The following is a 25,549-nucleotide window of genomic DNA, read 5'->3' as shown; positions in this document are numbered from 1 at the left end:
GGGTGCAAAACACAACAACTAGGAGACACATGAAACGCAGAGCGCTCTTGAAACAGATGGGCGCGGCCATTCCGGCTGCGGCCCTTACCCGCGTTGCGCGCGCGGCCGATGCGCTGTCGCAGCCGGCGCCAGGCGCCATCGCCGCCGGCCCCTTTTCGGCGGACTGGAACTCGCTGGAGAAGTACCAGACGCCGGACTGGTTCCGCAACGCCAAGTTCGGCATCTGGGCGCACTGGGGGCCGCAATGCGAGCCGGAGTTCGGCGACTGGTACGGCCGGCTGATGTACGAGGAGGGCAGCGACGCCTACCGCTATCACGTGCAGAAATACGGCCACCCGTCCAGGTTCGGCTTCAAGGACGTGATCCGCCAATGGAAGGCCGAGCAGTGGGACCCGGACGCGCTGATGGCGCTGTACAAGCAGGCCGGCGCCAGATACTTCATGGCGCTGGCCAACCACCACGACAACTTCGACTTGTACAACAGCCGCCACCAGCCGCAGTGGAATGCCATGAACATGGGCCCGCGCAAGGACTTGATCGGCGGCTGGAGCAGGGCCGCGCGCGCCAACGGCATGCGCTTCGGCGTGAGCGTGCACGCGGCCCACGCCTGGACCTGGTACGAGACCGCGCAGCGCGCGGACAAGAGCGGCCCTTACGCCGGCATTCCCTATGACGGCAAGCTGGCCGGGGCGGACGGCAAGGGCGCCTGGTGGGAAGGGCTGGACCCGCAGGCGCTGTACGCGCAGAACCACCCGCTGAGCAAGGCCGACGGCGACGGCGGCGTGCACCACGAGCAGTGGCACTGGGGCGGCGGCGCGTCGATCCCCGACCAGGCCTATTGCGACAAGTTCTTCGCCCGCACGCGTGACCTGATCGATTCCTACGATCCGGACATGGTGTACTACGACGACACCGTGCTGCCCCTGTGGCCGTTCAGCGACGCCGGCCTGCGCCTGGCGGCGCACATGTACAACCGCAGCATCGCCCGCAAGGGCAAGCTCGACGTAGTCGTCAACGGCAAGATCCTCAACCCGCAGCAGCGCCGCAGCATGGTGCTCGATATCGAGCGCGGCCAGAGCAACAAGATCGAAGAGCTGCCGTGGCAGACCTGCACCTGCATCGGCAGCTGGCACTACGACCGGCGCGTGTACGACAACAAGGCCTACAAGAGCGCGCAGACGGTGGTGCACACGCTGATCGACGTGGTCAGCAAGAACGGCAACCTGCTGCTCAGCGTACCGGTGCGCGGCAACGGCACCATCGACGAGCAGGAACGCGCCATCGTCGAGGAAATCGGCCGCTGGACTGCCGTGAACGGCGAGGCCATCTACGACACCCGGCCGTGGGCAGTGTTCGGTGAGGGCCCGGTGGCCTCGGAAGCGGCAGCGCCGCTCTCGGGCGCCGGCTTCAACGAAGGCAAGGGCAAGCCGTTCTCGGCGGCCGATATCCGCTTCACCGCCAAGGGCCAGGCGGTGTATGCCTTCGTGCTGGGCTGGCCGGAGAGCGGCAAGGTGTCGATCGCTTCCATGGCCAGCGGCAGCGCGCACTGGCAGCGGCGCGTGGCGCGGGTGGAACTGGTGGGCAGCGGGCAGGCGCTGGCGTTCCGCCAGACCGCGCAGGGCCTGCAGGTGACGCTGCCGGCCGACAGGCCGGCGCTGGCCTACGCCAGCGCGCTCAAGATTGTCTGAGCCTTCAGCCGGACGGATTTTTTGTTTGTTGTATTGGTGATTTTCGCAATTGCCGCGGCACTGGCGAAGTCGCACAATGAATTATCGCTATCACGGTTGTAGCAGCCGGCAGCAGGCGATCCGATACTAAAATAATTAGGGACGAGCAAATTGAAAAACTTTAGAAAAACGGCGATCGCCATGGGCGTCGCGCAGATTGCCCTGATGGCCAGCGGCGCGGCCTGGGCGCAAGCGGCGCCGGCCGCGAAGAGCGGCGGCGACGGCAACGGCAGCACGGTGGTCGTGGTCGGCCAGCGCGCGGCGCTGGAATCGGCTCAGAAGCGCAAACAGGACGCGGATGAAATCGTCGATTCGATCGTGGCCGACGACATGGGCAAGCTGCCGGACAAGTCGGTGACCGAGGTACTGCAGCGCATGCCGGGCGTGACGATCGACCGCACCATGAACCGCATGGACCCGCAGCAGGGCGTGGGCGACGGCATCATGCGCTTCGCCGCCGAAGGCACCGGCGTGTCGATCCGCGGCATGAGCTACGTGCGCTCCGAACTCAATGGCCGCGACTCCTTCTCCGCCAACGGCGGCCGCTCGCTGAGCTTCGAAGACGTGCCGCCGGAACTGATGGCCGGCGTGGACGTCTACAAGAGCCCGTCCGCGGAGCAGATCGAGGGCGCAGTGGGCGGCCTGGTCAACCTGCGCACCGCCATGCCGTTTGACTACAAGGGCCGCAAGGGCGCCATTTCGGTGGAAGCCACGCGCTCGCAGCTGCGCGGCAAGGTGGCGCCGTCGTTCTCCGGCCTGCTGTCGGACCGCTGGGACACCAGCATCGGCCAGGTCGGCGCGCTGATCGACGTGGCCGGCTCGCGCATCAAGACGCGCAGCGACGGCCTGGCCGTGTCGCCCTACATTCCCCGCACCGACGCGGTGGTCGGCGACAGCAGCGGCAAGCTGCGCTGGGTGCCTGGCGGCGGCTCCTGGAACCGGGGCGATTTCGACCGCGACCGCAAGGGCCTGTACGGCGCGCTGCAGTGGAAGAAGGACGCGTGGGCTTCCTCGCTGACCTTCTTCAACTCGAAGTACGAAATGGACACCACGGAGGCGTCGCTGTTCCAGTCCGCCAATCCGGCCACCATCAAGCTCGACGCCGGCGCCACCTTCGACGACAAGGGCGCGCTGCTGAAAGGCACGCTGCGCGCGCCGACCGAACCGGGCGTGGGCTTCGGCACCAACACCCGCGCCGTGGGCCGCGAAGCCGAGACGCGCGACATCTCCTGGAACCTGAGCTGGCGCGCCAGCGACCAGTGGGTGTTCCGCTCGGACGTGCAGCGCATCAAGGCCACCACCACCGGCTTCGACAACACGGTCGGCCTGGGCGGCTACATTCCCAAGGAAACGCTGGACCTGAGCGTGTCGCCGCCGCGCTTCGTTTTCGACGATGCGGACCGCGCCCACCTGGCCAATCCCGCCAACTACTACTGGGGCTTCGCCCAGGAACACCGCGACACCGCCAAGGCGACGCAAACGGCGGTCCGCCTGGACGCGAAATACACTTTCGACAGCCCGGTGCTGCAGGACTTGCGTTTCGGCGCGCGCTTCACCGACCGCGACGCGCAGACGCGCTCCACGCACGACACCGAATGGGCGCAGATCACGCAGCCCTGGGCGGTCGGCGATTCATGGCAGCCATTGAGCAAGCTGGCCTACCTGAGCGATCCGCGCTTTGCCGGCGGCACCACGCCGCTGACGTTCAACAATTTCTTCAACGGCAAAATGCCCACCCCGCCGCAAGTGGTGGCGCCGGACCTGTCCTGGTCGCAAGGCACGCCGCCGGGCGGCTTCGAGAAACTGCACAGCTACACGCAGATGGTCTGCAAATCGCCGTGCACCCAGTCCTGGCAGTATGCGCCCTATGGCGACGACAAGGGCCTGAACCTGCAGCAGGAAAAGACCAGGGCGGCGTTTGCCCAGCTGCGCTTCGCCTTCGACAACGTGCTGCCTTATCCGGTGGACGGCAACGTGGGCGTGCGGGTGGTGCGCACCACCTCGACGGCGGAAGGCTACACGCTGTTCACCCCGCCGACCACGAACCAGCCGGGCGTGCCGGTGATTCCGAAGCAGTCCGACAAGCAGACCTTCGACAACAGCTACACCAACACGCTGCCCAGCCTGAACCTGCGCATGAAGGTCAACAACGAGCTGCAGTTCCGTACCGCCCTCTCGAAAGGCATGACGCGTCCGGACTTCTACCAGATGCAGGCTTACACCACGCTGGAGCAGAAGATCAACACGCACCAGGATGCGGTCACCAACCAGCCGGTGCTGGACTCGATTGCCTACCAGGGTTCCGCCAGGGGCAACCCGATGCTGCTCCCGGTGCTGTCGAATAACTTCGACCTGACTGGCGAGTACTACTTCGGCCGCAGCAGCTCGTTCACCGTGTCGCTGTTCAACAAGCGCCTGAAGGACATCATCATCGGGCAGACCACGACCTACCGCCTGAACGACACTGCCGGCCAGCCGCACGACTTCCTGATCACGTCGCAGGTCAACGGCGCGACGGGCCGGGCGCGCGGCGCGGAGATCGGCTACCAGCAGTACTTCGACAAGCTGCCAGGCCTGCTGGCCGGCCTGGGCGTGTCCGGCAACTACACCTATATCGACAGCCGCATGAACCTCGGTTCGCCGGTGACCCGCAGCTGGTGCACGCCGAAGGACACGATGGATGCCAACCTGGCCCGTGACCTGGCCGGCTGCGACACGGACGGCCATGTGCTGGGCGGCCTGCCGATGGTGGGCATGTCTAAGAACGCCTACAACCTGGCGCTGCTTTACGACCACGGCCCGCTGTCCACCCGCCTGGCCTACACCTGGCGCGGCAAGTACCTGCAGGCGGCCAACGCCTACGGCACGGCCAGCAACGACGGTATCGACCGCAACCCGGCCAGCCCGAACTTCGGCCAGGCCTACTCGGTGAACTACGCGCTGCCAACCTGGGGCGGTGACTACGGCCAGCTTGACCTGGGCGTGCACTACAAGGCGACCGACAACCTGAGCGTGGCCTTCGAGGCGCAGAACCTGAACAACGCGCTGTACAAGCAGTACATGCAGCAGGGGATCGGCTTGAAAGACCGCTCGGCCTTCTTCACCGGCCGCCGCTTCACCCTGCAGGCGCGCTACTCGTTCTGAGCGTAAGCAGTCCGCGGCAGGGCCTCCCGCAACCGCATCGGGTTGCGGGAGGCCTATCCGCTTGTTCCGCCAACTTTTCACAGTCCATGAAGAAAACCGCCAATCTCTTAGCCGTGCTGTGTGCGCTGGCGTTTGCCTCCGCGCAGGCCGGCGCCGCCGTCCCGATTCCCCAGCTGGTCCAGAAGGATGGGCGCCACGCGCTGATCGTGGACGGCCGGCCCTACACCGTGCTTGGTGCGCAGGCGCACAATTCCAGCAATTACCCGGCCGCGCTGCACAAGGTCTGGGCCGCCGTGAAGGACGCGCACGCCAACACGCTGGAAATCCCGGTGGCGTGGGAACAGCTGGAGCCGGCCGAAGGCAAGTTCGATTTCAGCTACGTCGACACGCTGGTGGCGCAGGCGCGCCAGCACAAGGTGCGCCTGGTGCTGCTGTGGTTCGGCACCTGGAAGAACACCGGCCCGCAGTACGCGCCGGAATGGGTGCGCTTCAACAACCAGCGCTTTCCGCGCATGGTCGGCAAGGACGGCAAGAACAGCTATTGCCTGTCGCCGCTGGGTGAACAGACCCTGAAGGCCGACACGCGCGCGTTCACCGCGCTGATGGCGCACCTTAAAACAATAGACGAGGCGCACCGTACCGTGATCATGGTGCAGGTGGAGAACGAGGTAGGCACCTACGGCACCGTGCGCGATTTCAGCCCCATGGGCGAGGCGGCGTTCCGCCAGCCGGTGCCGGCGGCCGTCCTGGCGCGCAAGAAGGCGCCACCTTCAGTGGCCGGCGCAGCCAGCGGCAGCTGGTCCGATGTGTACGGCGCCTACGCCGACGAATATTTCCACGCTTATGCCGTCGCCAGCTATATCGAGCAGGTGGCCAGGGCGGGACGGGCGGTGTATGACTTGCCGATGTTCGTCAACAATGCGCTGCGCGATCCGCTGGAGCCGATGGCGCCGTGGAAGGGCAACTTCGCCAGCGGCGGCCCGACCTTCGACGTGATCGACATCTACAAGGCCGCCGCGCCGCATATCGACATTGCCGGGCCGGACCTGTACTCGCCGGAGTCGGCCAAGGTGGACGCCACGCTGGGCCTGTTCCAGCGCGCGGACAATGCGCTGTTCGTGCCTGAAATGGGCAACGCGCCCGGCTATGCGCGCTACATCTACCAGATCCTGGGACGCGGCGCGATCGGCGTGGCGCCCTTCGGCATCGACTACGCGGAATACACCAACTACCCGCTGGGCGCAAAGGCCACCGACAAGACCATGGTTGAACCGTTCGGCCGTATCTATGCGGCCTTCCGCCCCATGGCGCAGCTATGGGCGCAGTGGTCGCTGGAAGGACGCACCCACGGCATCGCCGAGAGCGATGCGCGCACGCCGCAAAGCGTAGCGCTGAAAAACTGGAAAGTCACCGCGTCCTTCCGCCAGTGGCAGTTCGGGCCCGTGGTGGACCCCAGGCCGGAAGCCGGGACGGGTAAGCAGGACTTCCCAGCCGGCACCGAGTCGCCCAATGGCGGGGCCGCGCTGGCGCAGATCGGCGAGAACGAATTCATCGTGATCGGACAGCGCGTGCGCCTGGCCTTCGAGGGCAGCGGCGCCAACGCCGGCAAGCCGTCCATGTATGCGCGGGTGGAGGAGGGACATTTCGACGCGGCGGGCAAGTGGGTCATGGAGCGCAACTGGAACGGCGACCAGACCGACTGGGGCATCAACCTGCCGGCCAGTCCCACGGTACTGAAAATCCGCATGGGCACCTACTGAGACAAGGAAGACAAGAATGCAGAACAACCTGAAATTGAGCACCGCAGCATGGCTGGTGCTGGCGGCATGGGGCCCGGCCCACGCCGGCAGCTTTGAAAAGACCGCCACCGGTGTACTGGTGCGCCCGGAGCAGGGACCGGCCAGGGAAGTGCGGCTGGAAGTCATGAAGGACAACATCATCCACGTCGTCAAAGTGGACCAGCCGGGCAAGCGTCTCACGCCGTCGCTCATGACGGTGGCAGCGCCGTGCGCCTGCAAGTTCACCGTGGCGGGCAAGGGCGATGCCGTCACGCTCAAGGCAGGACGCATCTCCGCCACCGTGTCGCTGGCGAATGGCTACGTGCAGTTTGCCGACGCCGGGGGCAAGGTCTTCCTCAAGCAGGCGGCGAATAAAATGGCGCCTGTCACGGCGGGCGGCAAGCCTTTCCTGGCCATCACCGAGGGCTTCAACCACGGCACGAAAGACGCCTACTACGGCCTGGGCCAGCACCAGAACGGCCAGATGAACCTGAACGGCGAAGACGTGCTGCTGGCCCAGCACAATATGGACGTGGCGGTGCCCTTCCTGGTGTCGGACAAGAGCTACGGCCTGCTGTGGGATAACAACGCCATCTCCCGTTTCGGCGATCCCAAGCCCTATGGCCCCATGGGGCGCGACCTGAAGCTGGTGGACGACGAAGGCAAGCCCGGCGGCCTGACCGCGCGCTACTACGTGGGCGGAAAGCTGGTGCTCACCCGCCACGAGAAGGACATCGCCTACCAGTACCTGAAGGACGTGGCCGAGAACTGGCCCGGCGAATTGGGCAAGCTGAAGGAGCTGAAGGACGTGAAAGTGGTGTGGGACGCCACCCTCAGCACCGACAAGCCGGGCGTGCACAAGATGCAGCTGTACTCGTCCGACTACGCCACGCTGACGCTGGACGGCAAACAGGTGCTGGACGTGTGGCGCCAGGATTGGAACCCGTGGTACCACAACTTCGAAGTCAGCTTCGCGAAGGACAAGCCGGTCAAACTGCACCTGGAGTGGAAACCGTCCGGCGGCATGATCGCCATCACCCACAACGATCCGCTGCCGGAAGCCGAGCGCCATTCGCTGACCATGTCGTCCGAAGTGGCCGAGGCGGTCAACTACCACGTCATCAGCGCCGAGAACATCGACAAGGTGATCGCCGGCTACCGCCACCTGACCGGCCAGGCGCCCATGATGCCGAAGTGGACCTACGGCTTCTGGCAGTCGCGCCAGCGCTACGAAACCCAGGAACAATTGCTGGAGGTGGTGCGCGAGCACCGCAAGCGCGGCTGGCCGCTGGACGCCATCGTGCAGGACTGGTTCTACTGGCCGCAGGACGGCTGGGGCACGCATGATTTCGACAAGCTGCGCTTCCCGAATCCCAAGGCCATGGTGGACGAGGTGCACAAGAACAACGCCCGCATCATGCTCTCCGTGTGGGGCAAGTTCTACGCGAACACCGACAACTACAAGGAGTTCGCCGCCAAGGGCCATATGTGGACCAAGAACGTCGAGGACGGCGCGCTGGACTGGGTGGGCCCCGGCTACAAGAACAGCCACTACGACCCCTACACCCAGGAGGCGCGCGACATCTACTATCGCCAGCTCAAGACCAAGCTGGTGGACCTGGGCTTCGACGCCTGGTGGATGGACAACAGCGAGGCGGACGTGCTGTCCAATTCGCGCCCCGAGGACTTCAAGAAGCTGATCGGGCCTACCGTGTACGGCGCCGGCGAGGTCACCTTCAATCCCTACAGCCTGTTGCACAGCCAGGCCATGATAGACGGCTTGCGGCGCGACCAGCCGGACACCCGCCAGTTCATCCTGTCGCGCTCGGGCTTCGCCGGCATCCAGCGCAATTCGGTGGCGGTGTGGAGCGGCGACACGGTGGCGCGCTGGAACAACCTGTACGACCAGATTTCGGCCGGCGTGAACTTCTCCATGTCCGGCATTCCGAACTGGACCCACGACATCGGCGGCTATGCGCAGGAAGAGCGCTTCCAGGGCGGCGACATCGGCGCGGCGCAGGAAAACCGCAGCACCGGCGCGGTGCAGGTCAAGCCGGAGGACCTGAAGGAGTGGCAGGAACTGAACCTGCGCTGGTTCCAGTTCGGCGCCTTCAGCCCGCTGTTCCGCTCGCACGGCGAAGTGGTCAAGCGCGAGATCCACGTCATCTCGCCGGAAGGCTCGGAGATGCGCGATTCCATGGTCTGGTACAACAAGCTGCGCTACCGCCTGATGCCCTATATTTACGCCACCGCCTCGGACACGCACCACAATTCCGGCACCATCATGCGCGGCCTGGTGATGGACTTCCCGGCCGACGAGCAGGTGAAGGACATCAAGGACCAGTACCTGTTCGGCCACAGCCTGATGGTGGCGCCGGTGCACGTGTACGGCGCGCGCGAGCGCAGCGTGTACATGCCCAAGGGCGCTTCCTGGTACGACTTCGACACCGGCGAGGTGCACCAGGGCGGCGCGGCCGTCACCGTGAAAGCGCCATACGGCCGTATCCCGGTGCTGGTGAAGGCCGGCGCCATCCTGCCCATGGGCCCCGTAACGCAGTACGTGGACGAGCGTCCGGATGCGCCGCTCACGCTGAACGTCTACACCGGTGCCGACGGCAGCTTCAGCCTGTACGAGGACGACGGCGTGACCAATGCCTACACGCGTGGGGAATTCAGCCGCATCCCGCTCAGCTACAATGACAAGACCGGCACCGTGACCATAGGCGCGCGCACCGGCCGGTACAAGGGCATGGTGGCCAAGCGCGAGTTCCGCGTGCGCTTCATCAAGCCCGGCATGTCCACCTCGCAGGGGCTGGACGATGCAGGCACTGTGCAGCACACCGTCAGCTACGAAGGCAAGGCCATCACCGTACGGGGGAAATGAGCATGGACCAACAGGGCAACCTGGCCATCCGCAAGATCGTCATCGTGGGCGGCGGCACCGCCGGCTGGATGACGGCCGCGCCGCTGGCGCTCAGGCTGGGCAAGGCCTGCGAGATTGTGCTGGTGGAGTCGCCGGAAATCGGCACCGTCGGCGTGGGCGAGGCAACGCTGCCCACCATCGCCTACTACAACCGCGCGCTCGGCCTGGACCCGGCCGATTTCGCCAGGAAGACCAAGGCCACCTTCAAGCTGGGCATCGAGTTCAAGGACTGGGGCCACCTCGGCAACCGCTTCTTCCACGGCTTCGGCGACTTCGGTCCCGCCATCGAGAACCGCTCGCCATATATATACTGGCTGCGGCTGGCGCGCGAGTTCAAGGACATGCCCTCGTACGAAAACTGGTCGGTGGCCACGGCCATGGCGCGGGCCAACCGCTTCATGGAGCCTTACGGCGACCAGCCCGCCGTCACCAACGCCTTCAGCTACGCCTACCACTTCGACGCCGGGCTGTACGCGGCCTACCTGCGCGACTACGCGGTGCAGCGGGGCGTGACGCGCATCGAGGGCATGATCACGGCGGTGGAGCAGCATCCGGAAACCGGTTTCATCACCGGCGTCAGGCTGCGCGACGGCAGCCTGGTGGAGGGCGACCTGTTCATCGACTGCTCGGGCTTCCGCGGCCTGCTGATCGAAGGCGTGTACCAGGCCGGCTATGACGACTGGAGCGCCATGCTGCCCTGTAACAGCGCGCAGGCGGTGCCGTGCGAGCGGGTGGAGCCGCTCACGCCCTACACCCGCTCGACCGCGCAAAGCGCCGGCTGGACCTGGCGCATCCCGCTGCAGCACCGCACCGGCAACGGCCATGTGTACTGCAACGGCTTCACCTCGGACGAGGAAGCGTCGCGCGTGCTGCTCGCCGGCCTGGACGGGCGCGCGCTCGACACGCCGCGCCAGCTGCGCTTTACCACGGGCCGCCGCCGCAAGTCCTGGATCAAGAATTGCGTGGCCATCGGCCTGTCCAGCGGCTTCCTGGAGCCGCTTGAGTCGACCAGCATCAACATCATTGAAAACTCGGTGGGCTGGCTGCTGCAGCACTTCCCGGACCGCAGCTTCCAGCCCGCGCTGGCGGACGAGTTCAACCGCCTGGTATCGCGGCGCTACGAATTCGTGCGCGACTTTATCGTCATGCACTACAAGATCACCCGGCGGGACGACTCGGAATTCTGGCGCTACTGCGCCGCCATGCCGGTGCCGGACACGCTGCAGCACCAGATCGAACTGTTCCGCGAAACGGGCCGCGTGGCGATCTACGATCCGGAAGGCTTCCTGGTGTCGTCCCACATTTCCATCATGGCCGGGCTGGGCATCACACCCAAGGCCTACGATCCGCTGATCGGCCTGATGGACCTGCAGGCGCTGCGCACCCATTTTGACCGGGTGCGCGACACCATCGCGCGGGCGGTGCAAGCGATGCCGGAGCACGGCGCCTACGTCCGGCAGCTAAGCGGCGTGCCGGCCGCGCCGCCGCTGGCCGCCTGACCCGGCGGCGGGCCGCACCGTCCGCGCGCCAACAAAAGGCAGGGCAATTCCTTTCATGCGGGAGGAACGGCACGCTGGGGTGATCGCATCCGGCTCAGAGGCCTGCCGCCAAGTCCTTTCCCTGCACCAGGCAGGCTTCGCGCACCCGTTGCACGGTGGCCGGCGACTCCATCTGGAACCACTCGCTGTGGCCGCGGTCCGCGCGCGCGGCCTGCACCGCCTTCTTCACCGCGAAGAAGGCGGTGGCAGCCAGCGTCATCGGCGGCTCGCCGATCTCCTTGGACGACAGCAGGTCGCTCGCGTCCGGCGCTTGCGGCGCCAGGTCGCGCGGGAACAGGATCACGTTCATTTCCAGCGGGATGGATTGCGCTGCCGGCGGTTTGTATTCCCAGGTGTTGACCGTGTACAGCGCGCCCGGTGCCGGACGGGTGGCCGAGGCCGTGATCGGCGAGTCGGCAGGCTGGTAGCTCAGCTCCTCGCTCAGCACGTAGCCCAGGCCCTGCACGAAGCCGCCTTCCACCTGGCCCACGTCGATGGCCGGATTCAGGCTGACCCCGGCGTCGTACACCACGTCGGCACGCAGCACGGTGGTTTCGCCCGTCAGCACGTCGATCTCGACCTCGGTGCAGGCGGCGCTGAAGGTGTAGCCGTTGAAATAGTCCACCTCTTCCGTCGCCGTCACCAGGTCGCCATTTGCGTCCCTGACCTGCTTGAAGGTCAGGCCGGTGTCGGGCGTTTCGCCACCGGGCACAGCGATGCGCGCCTGCGCCGACAGGTTCACGCGCGCGTTGAAGGCGCTGTCGACAATGATGGACCACATCAGTTTTGGCGGCGCGTTGTGTGGCTGGGGCATCATGGTGCGCCAGCCGTCCTGGTGGTCCCAGAAGTTGATCTGCTTGTCATGGCACCATGGCTCGCCCATCTCATCCCGCAACTGCAGGCAATACGCTTCCAGCCGCTGGCGCAGCGCCTGGCAGGCCTGCTGGGCCGCGCCGGCGTTGAAGGAGGTGCCGGTCGAGGCACCCGTGCCTTCAGGGTTGGGGACCACGGCGGTGTCGCACTCGGCCACGCGGATGAGGGCCATCGGCACGTTCAGCGTCAGCGCCACCACCTGCGCCACCTTGGTGTCCAGGCCCTGTCCCATTTCCACGCCGCCGTGGCGCACCAGCACCGCGCCGTCCGGCGAGTACACCTCGATCAGGGCGCCGCCCTGTTCCAGCGAAGTGAGATTGAAGCCGGAGCCGTATTTCACTGGCAGCAGCGAAATGCCGCGCTTGCGCCAGCGGTTGTTCGCGTTGAACTCGTCCACCGCCCGTTGCCGCGCGTGGAAGTCGGACTTCTCGATGGTGTATTCCCACACTTCGCGCATGTAGCAGGACGGCAGCGGCTCGCCGTAGGGCGTCTTGTCGCCCGGGACGTACAGGTTCTTTTCCCGCACAGCGTGGGCCGGCAGGCCGACGCTGTGCGCGGCCGCTTCGACCGCGTCTTCCACGATCAGCACCGCCTGCAGCATGCCCATGGTGCGCATGGAGGTGTTGCTGGTCTTGTTGGTGCGGCACACGTCGGCCGCGCAGTTCCAGTTCGGGATGTTGTAGGCCGTGTCGCTGCGCAGTGCCAGGCAATCGCTCACGATGGGCGAACATTCATAGGTGCGGCCGCCGTCCAGCCAGTAGTCGGCCTGGAAGCCCAGCAGCTTGCCGTGCGTGGCCGGGTTGGAAGCGTCGCCCACGGCGATGTTGTAATTGCCCAGCACCGGATGGCGGTGGCCGAACATGGCGCTGTCTACCTGCCGCAGCAGGGCCAGGCGCACCGTGCGGTTCTGCTTCCAGGCCGCCACGGCGGCCATGCTGGAGGCGTAGGCGGAGAGGTTGCACTTGCCGCCGTAGCCGCCGCCGGTACGGCGCACCTGCACGCTGACCTGGTTCGACGCCAGGCCGATCACGCTGCACGCCGCGCTCTGCACCGAGGCCGGGCTTTGGGTGGAAGGGTGCAGCCGGAGCTGGCGGTCGCCCAGCACTTCGGCCACGCAGGACTGGGTCTCCATGTAGAAGTGGATCTGGCTGCCGACTTTCTGTTTCGATGACACGCGCGTGCAGGGCACCCGCAGCGCGTCCGGCCCCGGCACGGGCACGCCGTGGGCCACCACCGGTTCGCTCGGGTCGGGCTGGGTGGCGTCTGCCTGCGGCAGCCACTGCAGCGTGCTGCCTTCGCGCGTGATCTGCCAGATGTGCGTCGGGAAGGGCACCAGGTCGGGGAACACGATTTTCTCGCGTTCGGCCTTGGTGTCGGGAATGTCGAGCAGGGGCGGCGTGTCCGGGTCGGGTGCGAACAGGCACAGTTCCGTTTGCAAATGCCAGGCAGCTTCCTGGGCTTCCTGTTCGTCTTCGGCCAGCACCATGCCGATGGATTGGCCGAAGCCGGTCAGCAGCATCGGCGCGCGGGCGTCATAGCCGGATGGCAGCTTGCCGTGCTTGCAGGCGGACGGCTCCACGCTGATGGCGAACAGCGGCTCGTCGGCGCCGATGCCGATCACCGCCGCCGCCGGCACGTCGATCGCGGTCACGTAGTCCACCACGCCGGGGAAGCGCAGGCGCAGCGCGTCGAGCACCTCGGCCGGGCTGGCAGGGCCGTTTACGCCGGGCACGCGGTAGCTGCAGGTGCCGAGCGCGATGGTGCTTTGCACTGGGGCGCCATTCAGGCCGCGCCGGGGCAGCGGAATGTCGTGCACATACTGGGCTTCGCCGGTGGCCTGCACGTAAGCACCCATTTTGATGTAGGGCAGGTTGGCCGGGTACTCGGCCGGTTCCGTCTCGTAGGCCTGGGTGCCGCGCGTCTCCTGCGGCGCGCTCCGCTGCCCGGCCGAGCGTACCGCCTCCGGCACTGGCAGGCCGCGCCATTGCGCCACCTCGATGAAGAACTTGTACAGGTAGGACAGGCACAGCGAGCGCTTGTAGCTGCTGGAATTGCCCTCGTCCGGCAGTTCCGCGTAGTGCGCCGCGTGGCGGCGCATGATGCTGTCCACTTCGGCGCCCATCGCCTCCAGCGCGACGCCCAGCGTGGACTCGTTCCAGGGCTGGCCCAGCAGCGCCGCTTCGCATAGCGGCAAGCGGCAAGCCACCGGCGAGATCCCGCCCAGCACCAGCGCGGCGTCGGTCACGCGCTGGTCTGCGTCCAGCCGCACCCGCATGCCGCCGTTGACGATGGAATGGGAATTGACGATGCGCTGCGCGGTCTTGTAGGTCTGGACGTATTCGTTGTCCCGCGTGGCGGGCACGTCGTAGTGCAGCAGCACGCAGCCGCCGCCCAGCTCCGGCGCGCTGTTCCACTGCGCGGCGAACTCCAGCAGGCCGAAGCGGCGCTCGCCTTCCCAGCCGGGGGCGATGGCCAGCACGTCGGTGCCCAGCGCGGCCAGGGCGGTGAAGCAGTCCGACGGGAAGGGCACGCCTTCCTCGCCGTGCCGCACCACCAGCATGGTGTTGCCGGCCAAGGTGGCGGCATTGCGCACGATGGTGCCGGCGGTGCGGCCGGCCATGTAGCGCAGGGCCAGCAGGCCGGGCAGGGCGGCCGCCCCAGCAGGGGTATCGGCAATCTGGCGGTCCAGCAGTTCCAGCAGCTCGCTGTAGCGCGTGCCGGCGCCCAGGTGCAGGCTGCCATGTCCGGCGCGGCTTTCGCGCAGTTCGCGCACCTGGCCCAGGTCGATGAAGACACGCGGATCTTCCACGGTGGCCGGATAGATGCCGATGGACGTGTTGCCGCCCACCAGGCGCACGTTCTGGCGGTCCGGGTATTGGCCCAGCAAGGCCAGCGCTTCGCCCAGGGTGGTGGGGCGGAACCAGCGTCCGGCCGGCGCCTCGAACGCCAGCGCGCGAGCGCGGCGCCGCAGTTCTTCCGGGAAGGCCAGCGTGAACGGCACCGCCTCGCCGACCGCCTCGGCCGGATCGATGATGCAGGTCATCGTGTCTTTTTCATCGACGGCGGGATTCCAGTCGGAGGCGAATTCCTTCTTGAAGCCGAACAGGATGGGGCGGTAGCCGGTGCAGCGGCAGATGTTGCCGTCGAACAGGCCTTCGATCTCGGCCTTGGTGCCCGGCTTGGGGCCGCGCTCGGCGATGGCAGCCGTCATATTCATGACCCAGCCTGGCGTACAGAAGCCGCACTGGGTGCCGTTGTTCTCCGCCAAACACTTCTGCACCGTGCTGATGGCCTCGGACTTCACGCTGCCCGTGCCTTCGACCGTGGTGACCATCATGCCGTCCAGGGCCGCCAGAGGCCGCATGCACGAGTTGATGGACGAGCTTTTCACCGTCTGGCTCGCCTCGTCCCACTCTGACAGCATCACGGTGCAGGCGCCGCAGCCGCCCTGCTTGCAGCCGATCTTGGTGCCGGTTAGCCCCACGTCCGGCGAGCGCAGATAGTCGGCCAACAGCATTTTTGGGTCCACGTCGCGCTGCTGGACGCGCTGGCCGTTCAAATAAAATACCAGATCGGTGCTAGCGCCGGAAATGTCGTGGCTGTCGGGCATGGCCTATTCCTGTTCTTTGTGTAAGGTTGATGTTTTAAAAACTTCTGTGCGCGCGTGCTTCAGATATTAAAGTAAGTGGCTGCCTGAACTTGTCGGGCGCGAGCAATTGGATAGTTAATCGGAAGCTGCCGCTAATACCCGCTGCGCATTATTGATCTAGAGCACATTAGCAGAAGGCCAATGCCAAATCAATTGCCTTTTGTTAAAAAATTTTGGGCCGCCGTGATAGGGCTCTGTTGTAGAATCGCTGGACGCGCCGCCGGCAGCGGTGCCACATCTTTAATCAATTTACGCGGGGCTCCAGATGAACATGAAATCCTCATTGGCTTGCGCAAGCGTCGCGGCAGTGCTGCTAGGCCTCTCTCAAGGGGCGGCGGCGCAGGGCAGCGACCTGCAGACCTACCAGCAGATGTGCGCCGCCAACGGCGGCTACTTTCAATACGGGACTATTAATACGCCAAATGATAGCGACTATCCGGCTGTGACCAACTTTAAAAATGGAGGAAAGCTGAAGGGTGTACCATTGACCCACACGCACATCGAGATAACATCCGGGATCGACGGGAAAATCTATGATATTGCGATAGATAATGTGTTCGCTCCCGATTATGATCCGGCCCAGGCGGTGGTGCCCCCGTCCTATGCGAAAAGCCTGACGGCAAATAGCACAATATATATGTGCAGCGGCAATCCATCCAAAGTCCCGTACTCGCTCAATGAGACGGTGGCCAGCCAGGGTATAGATTGGGTTCACACGAACTGCGCAGCGAGCGGATTTAACACGACTTTTAAAAACGGGTTTTTATACAGCCAGAATGTTAATTTGACGAATAGCCAGACCTATTGCCGCCTCTGGCCTTGATTGATATTGAATGGCGGGTGCAGATACGACAACGCCGGCTCCTGGCCGGCGTCGCTCGTGGGAGGCGGGAGAGGCGTTACGTGGCGGCGGTCTGCGGCAAGGCTGCCGGTTCCGGTGTGCCGTCGTCGTGGTGGAAGGGTGCTTTCCAGCACACGATGAACGATGGGATGGTGGCGACCATCACGAACACGAAGTAGCTGACGTAGCCCATCATCTCCTGCAGGTAGCCGCTGAGCACGCCGGTGACCATGCCGCACAGGCCCATCAGGCCGGTGCCGAAGGCATAGTGGGTGGTGGCGTACTTGCCGGGGGCGAGCTGCTGCATCAGGTAGATCATGAAGCCCACCGCGCCGAAGCCGAAGAAGAATTTCTCCACCACCACGCCGGCGGCGATGGCGAACACGCTGTCGGGCTGGTAGATGCTCATCACCAGGAAGGTGGCGTTGGGGATGTTGATGGCGCAGCACAGGGTGAACAGCGTGGCCTTCAGGCCGCGCCGCGCCACGAACCAGCCGCCCAGCAAAGAGCCCAGCAGCACGGCCGCCAGGCCGTAGGTGCCGTAGATGATGCCCAGCTGCTCGTTCGACAGCCCCAGGCCGCCCTTGGCCACCGGGTCCACCATGAAGAAGGGACCGATCTTTTCCAGGAAGCCCACGCTCAGGCGGAACAGGAAGGCGAAGGCGATCATCAGCCACACGCCGCGCTTGGCGAACAGGGTGCGGAAGGCGTCCACCAGGATGCGGCGCGCTTCGGCGGCGGAGGACGGCGTGTCCGGCGCGCGCGCGCCTTCCGGCATCACCCGCGCGTGCCAGGCCGTCATCAGCAGCGTGAGGACGGCGACGATGATGAAGATGATGCGCCAGGCATCCATCCATTCAGGGCCGAAGGTCTTGGGATCATGGCCGAACACGTCCGCGTGCAGGCGGCCGGACAGGTACACCAGTCCGCCCGAGGCGACGATGGGGCCGACGTTCCAGGACAGGCTCTGGATGCCGCAGTACAGCGACTGGCTGCGCGCATCGAGCGAGGTGACGTAGACGCCGTCGCTGGCGATGTCCTGGGTGGCGCCGATGAAGGACATCAGCACGAACATCACCATCAGCAGCACCAGCGCGTTCGGGATCGCCATGGCCAGCGCAATGGCGCCGAAGCCCAGGGCCAGCAGCAACTGGGTGGCCAGCACGAAGAATTTTTTGGTGCGGTACATGTCCACGAAGGGCGCGAACAGGGGTTTGACGGTGTAGGCGAAGATCAGCAGGCTGGAATAGCCGGCCGCCTGGCCGTTGTCCATGCCCAGGTTCTTGAACATGATGGAACTGACGCTGGTCAGCATCACATAGGCCAGCGCCATGGTGAAGTAACCGGTGGGCACCCATAGCAGCGGCGAGGTGGTGGGGCGGGTTGATGGCATTGCTTGTCTCCGGTTGCTGCTCGCAGCATACTTTTTCTGGTGGGCTTGAAAACGTTTTCACATTTTATGAAAACGTTTTCATGATACCGAGAGAGTTTTCATCGTGTCAAACAAAACCTTGGTTTCCGGGTGATTTCGTTGGCTCGACTGGCAGTTTTCAGGCGGGGTGGTTGGGTGACAGGCTTGGGCAGGCGGGCGCGCCGCAAATGCGCGGCGCGCCAGGGTCTTGCATAGCTTACTGGTCAGTAGGGAGCTACAGAGCCGCTTCCAGCTCGGCGAGCTTCTTCTCAAGCATTGACCGCTCGTTCGGGTGCGTAATTTTTGGCAGCACCTGGCGCAAGGCCAGTGCGTTTGCCTTGGTCATGGCCTTGTCTGCGGCGACAGCGACATCGGGCTTAACGCCGGTCCCTTCCCAATCGCCTTTTGTGATCAGGTTGATTGAGCGTCCTACCGGTATCACGGCGACCAGGTTCGGATTGATACGGAACGGCTGGACCGGATGCGCGCCGCCTCCGGTGGTTTCACCAATTACGGTGATGCGCTTGATAACCTGGAGGTTGTACGTAAAATCTTCGGCCGCGGAAAAAGTTTCGCGGCTGGTCAAGACATAGACCGGCTTGTCTGCGCCAAAGCGCGGTCCCGGAACGGCGGGATCACTCCAGAACGAATTGGTTTCATTCTCCGCGCGGAAGTATATGTCCGACAGATGCACTTTCTTATCGCCAAGCAGGTAGCTTGCCACATGTGCCACCATGCGCGGGTCGCCGCCACGGTTTTCGCGCAGGTCAATGATCATCGCGTTGCCGTTGGCTGCCAGATTCATTGCGGCTGTGGCGGCTGCCTTGGCGATATCCGCATCAAAGAATCCGTTGAACTTGACGTACATGATATTGCCGGGCAGGCGCTCTACCTTCTCATAGGCGAAATTCAGGTATTGCCCCATTTCGGTCATACGCTGCCGCATTTCGGGAGGGATGCCGTTGCTGAGTGAGGCGCGTGGACGGTCCGGCGGCGCGTTCAGGAAGTAGCGGATGCTCAGGTGTTTGTCCGGGTGGGCGGCTTGGATATGTGTGGTCAGCAATTCCGCGAATTCAGCATCCGTCGCAGCCTTCTCGTAGTCGCCCTTGCGCAAATGATCGCGGACAGCGGCGGCCATCTTGTTGCCTTCGTCGGCGAAAACATATTTGTCGGACAGGCGTTGGGCTAGCAGGTCTACGGCAGCCGCCTTGTCCGCCGCGCTCAACGGCCGCGACTGTTGCGCGGGAGCGGCAGGCCCCCGTTCTTGCGCGCCCGCGGTGGGGAGCGCGATGACGCTAAGGATCATGACTACTGCGGGAAGGATGTGTCGCATAACAGGATTTGGCTCCATAAAAGGGAAGGATAAATAACCTACTGGAAGCGCTGGCGCGCTGCCCTTGCTACATCTGACGGAACTGCCTGGTAAACGCTTCACTCACAGTCAAGCGCTCGGCGCGTCCTTTCAGGATCACTTCCAGGCCGGCGCCGCCGCGCCCCCCGTGTTCACCGCGTTCGATCCGGTCGACGGCCTGCAGGTTGACGATGGCGCTGCGGTGGATTTGCGCGAACAGCTGCGGGTCCAGCTGATCGAGCAGGGACTTGAGCGGCAGCCGAATCAGCGCATCGCCGTTCTCCGTCACCACCCGCGTGTACTTTTCGTCCGACTGGAAGTACAGCACTTCGCTCACCATCACCAGCCGCACCGAATTGCCGCTCGAAGCCTTGATCCACTTGAGGTACACCGGCGCGCTCTCCTGCTCGAACAGCTTTTCCCACACGGCCGGCGGCGGGCTTGCGGCCGCGCGCGACTTCAGGCGGCGGATCGTCTGCAGCAGGCGCGCGGTCGTCAAAGGCTTCACCAGGTAGTCGGACGCGCCGGCGTCGAAAGCGGCCAGGGCGTAGTCCGCGTAAGCCGTCACGAACACCACCTGGCAGGACTCGGGAATATGCCGCGCCACCTCCATGCCGTTCAGGCCCGGCATCTGGATGTCCAGGAACACGATGTCCGGTTTCAGTGCATCGATGGCGGCCACCGCGTCGATGCCGTTGTCGACTTGGCCGGCAATCTGCAGCTCGGGCCACAGGACGCGCAGCTGGTCCGTCAGTTCCGCCCGCAGCAGTGGCTCGTCTTCGACGATCAGGGCGCTGGGCATCACGCGTGGCTCCCTGCAAAAGGCACCGCCAGCACGGCACGTACTCCCTGTCCGTCGGCGGGCTCCACGGAAAGGCTGGCCTGGCGCCCGTACAGCAGCAGCAGGCGCTCCGCGATATTTGCCAGCCCCGTGCCCTGCCCGGCCTGTTCGGTCAAGCCGACGCCGTCGTCGACCACGGACACGCTCAGCAGCTCGCTCTCTCCCTTAATCTCACGGCTTGCGCTGATCGTGATCAGGCCCGGCCGGCTGGCCCGCTCCAAACCGTGTTTGACGGCGTTTTCCACCAGCGAGATCAGCATTGCCGGCGGGAAGGGCAGGCCGCGCAATCCCTCGTCCATGTCGACTGCGAAGCGCAGGCGTGCGCCCATCCGGATGCGCATCAGCGCCAGGTAATCGCTGACGAGATCCATTTCCCGTCCCAGGGTCGAGGACACCGAGCGCATGTCCGGCAGCGCATTCTGCAGGTAGCCGACCAGGTGGTCGAGCATATCCTGTGCGGCCTGCTGGTCGGTGCGGATCAGGTACTTCAGATTGGCCAGGGTATTGAACAGGAAGTGCGGCTCGACCTGGGCCTGCAAGGCCGAGAGGCGCGCCTGCAGCGAGGTGCGTTCCAGCTCGCGTGCACGCCGAGCCGCATCCAGTGCGTGTGCATGGCGCGCGAGGTGCTGGCGCAGCTGGACGCACACTACCTCGGCAGCCTTCAGCGACTCGCCCTGCTGGATCGCAAACCAGGCCAGGCCCGCGCGGCAGCGCAGCTCGATGCGGCAGCTAGGACCCACATCGGACGATACCCTCACCTCGACATGGCGCCCCAGCGCCAGGGGGCGCCAGCGGCCCAGCACGATCCGGCCCTTGAACGGGTCATGGAAGAACGCCGGCGGGCCAGAGTAGCCGAGCGCCGTGCCGAGCGCGAGTCCGGACAAGGATTCGGTGCACAGGTCAAAGGTGGTATGGGAGTTGAACGGCGCATCGATGCGGCGCGTCACCGACGAAGCCATCCCCTCGGCACACAGCGCCTTGCCTTCCTCGCTCAGCCGGGCAAGAAAGCCGCGCGCGATCCCGCTCGACATCAGCGCGAACCAGGCCATGACAGCCAGCACGCCGCCGCCAACCATATACAGGTTCAGCTTCCGTGCCACGGATTCGCCCGTCGCAGCCGTACCGGAATTCAGCCAGAGCGGCAGCAGCGCAATCGCCAGCGAGAGAAACAGCAGCGAACCAGCGTTGAAGCGCAGCGCCGATTGCAGCAGGTAGCGGCGCACCAAGCGGCGGTCGTGCGTGGCTTCCGGAACCGGGGGAGCGTTAAACGGCAAAAATGCGGGAGAACTCATCAAATTCCTCGTGTTTTGTCCCGCCATTCTAGCGGCTCCGCTGCGGGTGTTTTTGCCCATGCGACGAATGCCCGCAAATCGGGGAGGAAGCCGGCGCCGGCGGGATGAATGCCGCCGACCGAATCGCTGGCTGGACTTGGCGGCCTGAACGATTAGCAGCCTATGTTCACCTGCGCCACACCCGCCCCGTGCCTCTGGCGTGACAGTTGGTGACTATTTCGTCTTGGCAACATGCTATCCTGTGCTCTCTGATGGCCGTGTTCGGCCACAAACAGACGTTCGAATCCCTCTGAAGATAGAGACCCGATAAAAAATACTGACTTTTTTAAGTTTTTTAGATGATCAAATGAAGATGAAGAAAATAGAATCGGTGCATATGAAAGGCTTCAGACAATTTGATAGCCTAGATGTTTATTTTAACGATAAATTTAATTTCATCGCAGGCCCCAACGGCTGTGGCAAAACTTCGATTTTAACCGCGATCTCACATTGCTTTTCCACTCAGGGTCATACACATTCTCGATTCAGTAAAGACGTAGAATTTTGGACTGACATTGCCTATAACAACGCGCTTTTTCGCGTTGGATTAGGCCCTGATTCTTTTTCAAAATTGGCTTACCGTGAAAATACGGTACGTCAGTGGTCCAGGCCATTAAAAATTGATGGTCGCAACGCAGTCGCGCCAACGAATGCACCTGAAGAAATTCCTGATTTCGTTCCGCTGTTTATCGGAGCTCAACGTAGCATTAGCTATCGTCAGATCGCCGGTCTAAAGAGGGAGGATAACCAAGAAAAAAACAAGGTTAACTATCGGAACCAAGCTGTCAAATCCCTGTACGGAGAGTGGGATCAAGATGTAAAACAGTGGATGGTTAATCGCTATTTCATAATCGATAAAGATTGGGCAAAAGAGGAAGCCCAGAACTGGGAACATTTAATAATGATGCTCCCTTCGATTGGGCCACTAGATAGCGAGTTCCAATATTTAAGAACTGAGCGCGAATTGGAACCTATTTTTAAGCTATATGGTAAAGAATGCTATCTTGAAGAGCTGTCAGCTGGCTTCCAGGCCATTCTCCTCATTATCGCCAACATTTTTATCTGGGTTGAGGGTACGAACGTCGAAGGATCACGATCTGTAAAGAACGCAACCGGTACAGTATTAATCGACGAGTTGGATGTACACCTCCATCCTGAGTGGCAATTTAATATTCGTTCCGGCCTAGCAGCTATTTTTCCCAATCTACAATTTATTGTTACTACGCATTCGCCTCATCTTCTATCGACGGCGAATCCTGGAGAGGTCATCAGGATGCCAAGCAGTAGATACCTACATGAGTGCAAAGTACTTCGTCCTGACGTTAGATCTTTTGCGGGTTGGAGTACAGATCAAATATTATCCGAAATCATGGACGTAAAAAGTTTAGATAATAAGCTTCATGAAAGACTAATCGCAAATGCATTGGAACAGGTAGAGCAAAGCAATGCAAAGGGACTGCAAGTCGCCATTGAGGCCTTAAAACAAATTAGTCATCCGAATGATACTGTGATCGTTGCATTGACAGCGCGACTCGCAACGTTGCAGGCTGCTGCAGATGATTAAGCTAAACCGTCCCCCAGAGCCACAAGTTCTAATTGATAACGGCTCCGTTTGGCGAGACAGCCTCGCGGCTGCTATTGCACGTTATGGTTCCTATAAGCTGATTCCTGAAGAGGAAAAAAGACGCCTCCTAGTCGGTTATCACCATGACGAAGTTAAGATCGCACTTACAAAAAGCTCTAACGGGAAGTGTGCTTTTTGCGAATGTATTCCCTCCGAAGGTGGGTATGTTCAAGTTGAGCATTTTTCTCCCAAATCTCTCTATCCGCAAAGAGCCTTCGAATGGGAAAACCTTCTACCTGCTTGTGCTCAGTGCAACAGTTTGAAATCTAACCATGATACCGAGATCGAGCCTATCGTCAACCCATACGAGCAGATTCCCTCTCAATATTTCGAATATGATTTGCTGAGTATCAAACCTATAGTAGGGCAAAATTTTGAAATTGCTCAACGCACCATAGAAGTTTGTGGCTTGGACTCTTTACGTGTTTGGAAACCTCGCTCAGAAATTCTAGTCGAACTAATTGGCTTTAGAAATTCCTTGCAAATAGGATTGGCGAAGTATTATTCGGCGGACACAGAGCGAAAAAAGGCAGCTCGTATTCGGAGCTTAAAAGATGCAATTCTAACTATCGAAACATTGATCGCTGCCAGCAGCAAATACTCTGCTTTTTGTGAAAATTTTTTGTCGAAGTGTATGGAGTACAAGGAAGTGAAAAAAATCATCAGTACTGAAATTTAAATTTTTAATCATTGGCAAGGATGGCTTTGGGGCGATAGCCGACCTTCGCAGTTATGCCGCTTCTGACTAAAATTGGGCCCTTTTTCCAGGCGTACGGCGTGCTCCTCCGGATACAGATATAGAAGCCACAGTTGCGCTGTCAAAAACGACGCCGGTCAGCTGAGGCTCTTTACCTTTTTGCGTATCGTCGTTGAGATCGTCGGCTACGCAGGACGTTAATCGCGACGCGTTGCGGCAGTCCCTGATAGGCTCCGTTCTCATGCATCACTCATCTTTAACCAGGAAGGAGAACGATGATGGGAACGACAACCACTGGCCGTAACGGCACGGACGACGCAGGGAAGCTGCTTTTGCGGGCTACCTTGGCGATCCTTTTGCTATTCCATGGCGCCGCAAAGATTGCTGGCGGCATCGGCTTTATTGCGGGGATGCTGGCCAAGGCCGGCATGCCTCCCGCGCTAGGCTATCTGGTGTACGTAGGCGAAGTGCTCGCGCCGCTGATGATATTGGTGGGCATCTATACCCGCCCGGCTGCGCTGGTGGTGGCCATAAACATGGTGGTGGCGGTGCTGCTGGTCCATACCGGCCAGATTTTCACGCGGAACGACACCGGCGGCTGGGCGCTGGAACTGCAGGGCATGTTCCTGGCCGGCGCGCTTGCGGTGGCGCTGCTGGGCGCGGGCCGCTACAGCCTTGGCGGCACGGCGGGGCGCTTCAACTAGCTGCCGCTTTCACGCCCGGCTTCCCGCCCGACGCGAAGGCGTCGAAGAGCCGGTGTCGGCCAATGCCACCGTCACGTGGTCGGCCGCGTCGCGCGGCTTTGCGGCAAATCCGCCCGCAGGCTTGGTGGAATTCGAGCTAGTAGAACTCCGGCACCAGGATTTCCTGCGGCACCGGGCGGCGCACGTAGTCGTCGTTGTATTCGCGCTCTGGCAGCTGGATCTGCGGCCGCTCGACGTCCACGTAGGGCATCTGCTGCAGCAAGTGGTGGATGCAGTTCAGGCGCGCTTTTTTCTTGTCGACGCCTTGCACCACCCACCATTTTGCTTCTTCGATGTGGGTGCGCTCCAGCATGATCTCCTTGGCCCGGGTGTATTCCTCCCAGCGGCGGCGCGATTCCAGATCCATCGGGCTGAGTTTCCACTGCTTGAGCGGATCGTGGATGCGGCTCAGGAAGCGCGCGTTCTGTTCCTCGTCCGAGATGGAGAACCAGTACTTGATCACCTGGATGCCGGAGCGCACCAGCATGCGCTCGAACTCCGGCACCGACTGGAAGAACTCCTCATACTGCTCGTTGGTGCAGAAATCCATCACGCGCTCGATGCCGGCGCGGTTGTACCAGCTGCGGTCGAACAGCACGATTTCGCCAGCGGCCGGCAGGTGCGCCACGTAGCGCTGGAAATACCACTGCGTGCGTTCCCGGTCGTTGGGGGCTGGCAGTGCAGCCACGCGGCACACGCGCGGATTCAGGCGCTGCACGATGCGCTTGATCACGCCGCCCTTGCCGGCGGCATCGCGGCCTTCGAACAGGATCACCACCTTGTGGCCCGTGTGCACCACCCAGTCCTGCAGCTTGACCAGCTCGGCCTGCATGCGGAACAGTTCGCGGAAGTAGACGCGGCGCGCTTCTTTCTCTTCCTCGCTGCGGCCATGGCGCGGCAGCAGGGTGTCGGAATCGAGGTCGCGGTCGTCCAGCTCCAGTTCCAGTTCCTCGTCGTAGCTGTCGACGATGTCCTTGTGTACGCGGGCGGAGAGGTCTCTCAGTTGGATGTCCATAGTGGCAGTATGCAGTCGCTTGATGATAGTCGCCCGAGTATAGGCAGCCGATGTGACATGCCC

Annotated in this window: 16 protein-coding genes; 9 read left to right on the top strand and 7 right to left on the bottom strand. The window is 63.0% G+C overall.

The features are described from left to right. Nucleotides 1-29: 29 nt before the first annotated feature. The gene (locus tag ASC94_RS15630; RefSeq protein ID WP_056396515.1) at nt 30-1,688 is read left to right on the top strand and encodes an alpha-L-fucosidase; all 1,659 of its coding nucleotides are present in this window, start codon (nt 30-32) and stop codon (nt 1,686-1,688) included. Here ASC94_RS15630 and ASC94_RS33020 read toward each other — a convergent pair. Further along, on the bottom strand, nt 1,661-1,870 hold the full coding sequence (locus ASC94_RS33020) for a hypothetical protein (RefSeq protein WP_162251416.1): 210 nt from the start codon (nt 1,868-1,870) through the stop codon (nt 1,661-1,663). The two genes, ASC94_RS15630 and ASC94_RS33020, sit on opposite strands and share 28 nt — an antisense overlap. Between ASC94_RS33020 and ASC94_RS15625 the strand changes: the two genes are divergently transcribed. The 4 genes from ASC94_RS15625 (at nt 1,869) to ASC94_RS15610 (ending at nt 11,071) form a co-directional block, all read left to right on the top strand. Next, complete coding sequence (locus tag ASC94_RS15625; RefSeq protein WP_229417285.1) at nt 1,869-4,871, top strand: TonB-dependent receptor; 3,003 nt, start codon at nt 1,869-1,871, stop codon at nt 4,869-4,871. The genes ASC94_RS33020 and ASC94_RS15625 overlap by 2 nt on opposite strands. Before the next feature lie 86 nt (nt 4,872-4,957). Continuing rightward, nucleotides 4,958-6,631: a DUF5597 domain-containing protein gene (locus tag ASC94_RS15620; RefSeq protein ID WP_056396509.1), complete on the top strand. Its 1,674-nt coding sequence runs from the start codon at nt 4,958-4,960 to the stop codon at nt 6,629-6,631. Between the two features lie 16 nt (nt 6,632-6,647). Next, nucleotides 6,648-9,533, top strand: coding sequence for a TIM-barrel domain-containing protein (locus ASC94_RS15615; protein WP_056396507.1), 2,886 nt, complete (start codon nt 6,648-6,650; stop codon nt 9,531-9,533). Nucleotides 9,534-9,535: 2 nt separating this feature from the next. Then, a complete protein-coding gene (locus ASC94_RS15610; protein ID WP_200955711.1) occupies nt 9,536-11,071 on the top strand; it encodes a tryptophan halogenase family protein in 1,536 nt (511 codons plus the stop codon). A 94-nt stretch (nt 11,072-11,165) separates the two neighbouring features. Here ASC94_RS15610 and ASC94_RS15605 read toward each other — a convergent pair whose 3' ends face one another. Further along, nucleotides 11,166-15,593, bottom strand: a complete 4,428-nt coding sequence (locus ASC94_RS15605; RefSeq protein ID WP_056396501.1) for a molybdopterin cofactor-binding domain-containing protein — start codon at nt 15,591-15,593, stop codon at nt 11,166-11,168. A 304-nt stretch (nt 15,594-15,897) separates the two neighbouring features. Here ASC94_RS15605 and ASC94_RS15600 point away from each other — a divergent pair, with 304 nt between their 5' ends. Further along, nucleotides 15,898-16,455, top strand: a complete 558-nt coding sequence (locus tag ASC94_RS15600; RefSeq protein ID WP_157201470.1) for a hypothetical protein — start codon at nt 15,898-15,900, stop codon at nt 16,453-16,455. Nucleotides 16,456-16,531: 76 nt separating this feature from the next. Here ASC94_RS15600 and ASC94_RS15595 read toward each other — a convergent pair whose 3' ends face one another. From ASC94_RS15595 to ASC94_RS15580, 4 genes are all read right to left on the bottom strand, one after another. Then, complete coding sequence (locus tag ASC94_RS15595; RefSeq protein ID WP_056396495.1) at nt 16,532-17,866, bottom strand: MFS transporter; 1,335 nt, start codon at nt 17,864-17,866, stop codon at nt 16,532-16,534. A 253-nt stretch (nt 17,867-18,119) separates the two neighbouring features. Next, nucleotides 18,120-19,190 (bottom strand): S41 family peptidase, encoded by a 1,071-nt coding sequence (locus ASC94_RS15590; protein ID WP_162251431.1) that lies wholly within the window; start codon nt 19,188-19,190, stop codon nt 18,120-18,122. A 94-nt stretch (nt 19,191-19,284) separates the two neighbouring features. Beyond that, nucleotides 19,285-20,037 (bottom strand): LytTR family DNA-binding domain-containing protein, encoded by a 753-nt coding sequence (locus ASC94_RS15585; RefSeq protein ID WP_056396489.1) that lies wholly within the window; start codon nt 20,035-20,037, stop codon nt 19,285-19,287. Further along, nucleotides 20,037-21,368: a sensor histidine kinase gene (locus ASC94_RS15580; RefSeq protein WP_162251430.1), complete on the bottom strand. Its 1,332-nt coding sequence runs from the start codon at nt 21,366-21,368 to the stop codon at nt 20,037-20,039. Before ASC94_RS15580 ends, ASC94_RS15585 begins: the two co-directional genes overlap by 1 nt. A 346-nt stretch (nt 21,369-21,714) precedes the next feature. On the opposite strand from ASC94_RS15580, the gene ASC94_RS31950 reads away from it, so the two are divergent. From ASC94_RS31950 to ASC94_RS15575, 3 genes are all read left to right on the top strand, one after another. After that, complete coding sequence (locus tag ASC94_RS31950) at nt 21,715-22,971, top strand: AAA family ATPase (protein ID WP_082616564.1); 1,257 nt, start codon at nt 21,715-21,717, stop codon at nt 22,969-22,971. Further along, the gene (locus ASC94_RS31945) at nt 22,964-23,710 is read left to right on the top strand and encodes an HNH endonuclease (RefSeq protein WP_082616563.1); all 747 of its coding nucleotides are present in this window, start codon (nt 22,964-22,966) and stop codon (nt 23,708-23,710) included. The genes ASC94_RS31950 and ASC94_RS31945 overlap by 8 nt, the downstream gene beginning before the upstream one ends. Nucleotides 23,711-24,006: 296 nt before the next feature. Then, nucleotides 24,007-24,432, top strand: a complete 426-nt coding sequence (locus ASC94_RS15575; RefSeq protein WP_056398018.1) for a DoxX family protein — start codon at nt 24,007-24,009, stop codon at nt 24,430-24,432. Nucleotides 24,433-24,568: 136 nt separating this feature from the next. Here the strand turns inward: ASC94_RS15575 and ppk2 are convergent, their stop codons facing one another. After that, complete coding sequence (gene ppk2, locus ASC94_RS15570) at nt 24,569-25,486, bottom strand: polyphosphate kinase 2 (protein ID WP_056396482.1); 918 nt, start codon at nt 25,484-25,486, stop codon at nt 24,569-24,571. Nucleotides 25,487-25,549 lie beyond the last annotated feature (63 nt).

It is taken from the genome of Massilia sp. Root418, assembly GCF_001425265.1.
Taxonomy (GTDB): Bacteria; Pseudomonadota; Gammaproteobacteria; order Burkholderiales; family Burkholderiaceae_D; genus Rugamonas.
This window is presented reverse-complemented; position numbering and strand designations above follow the sequence as displayed.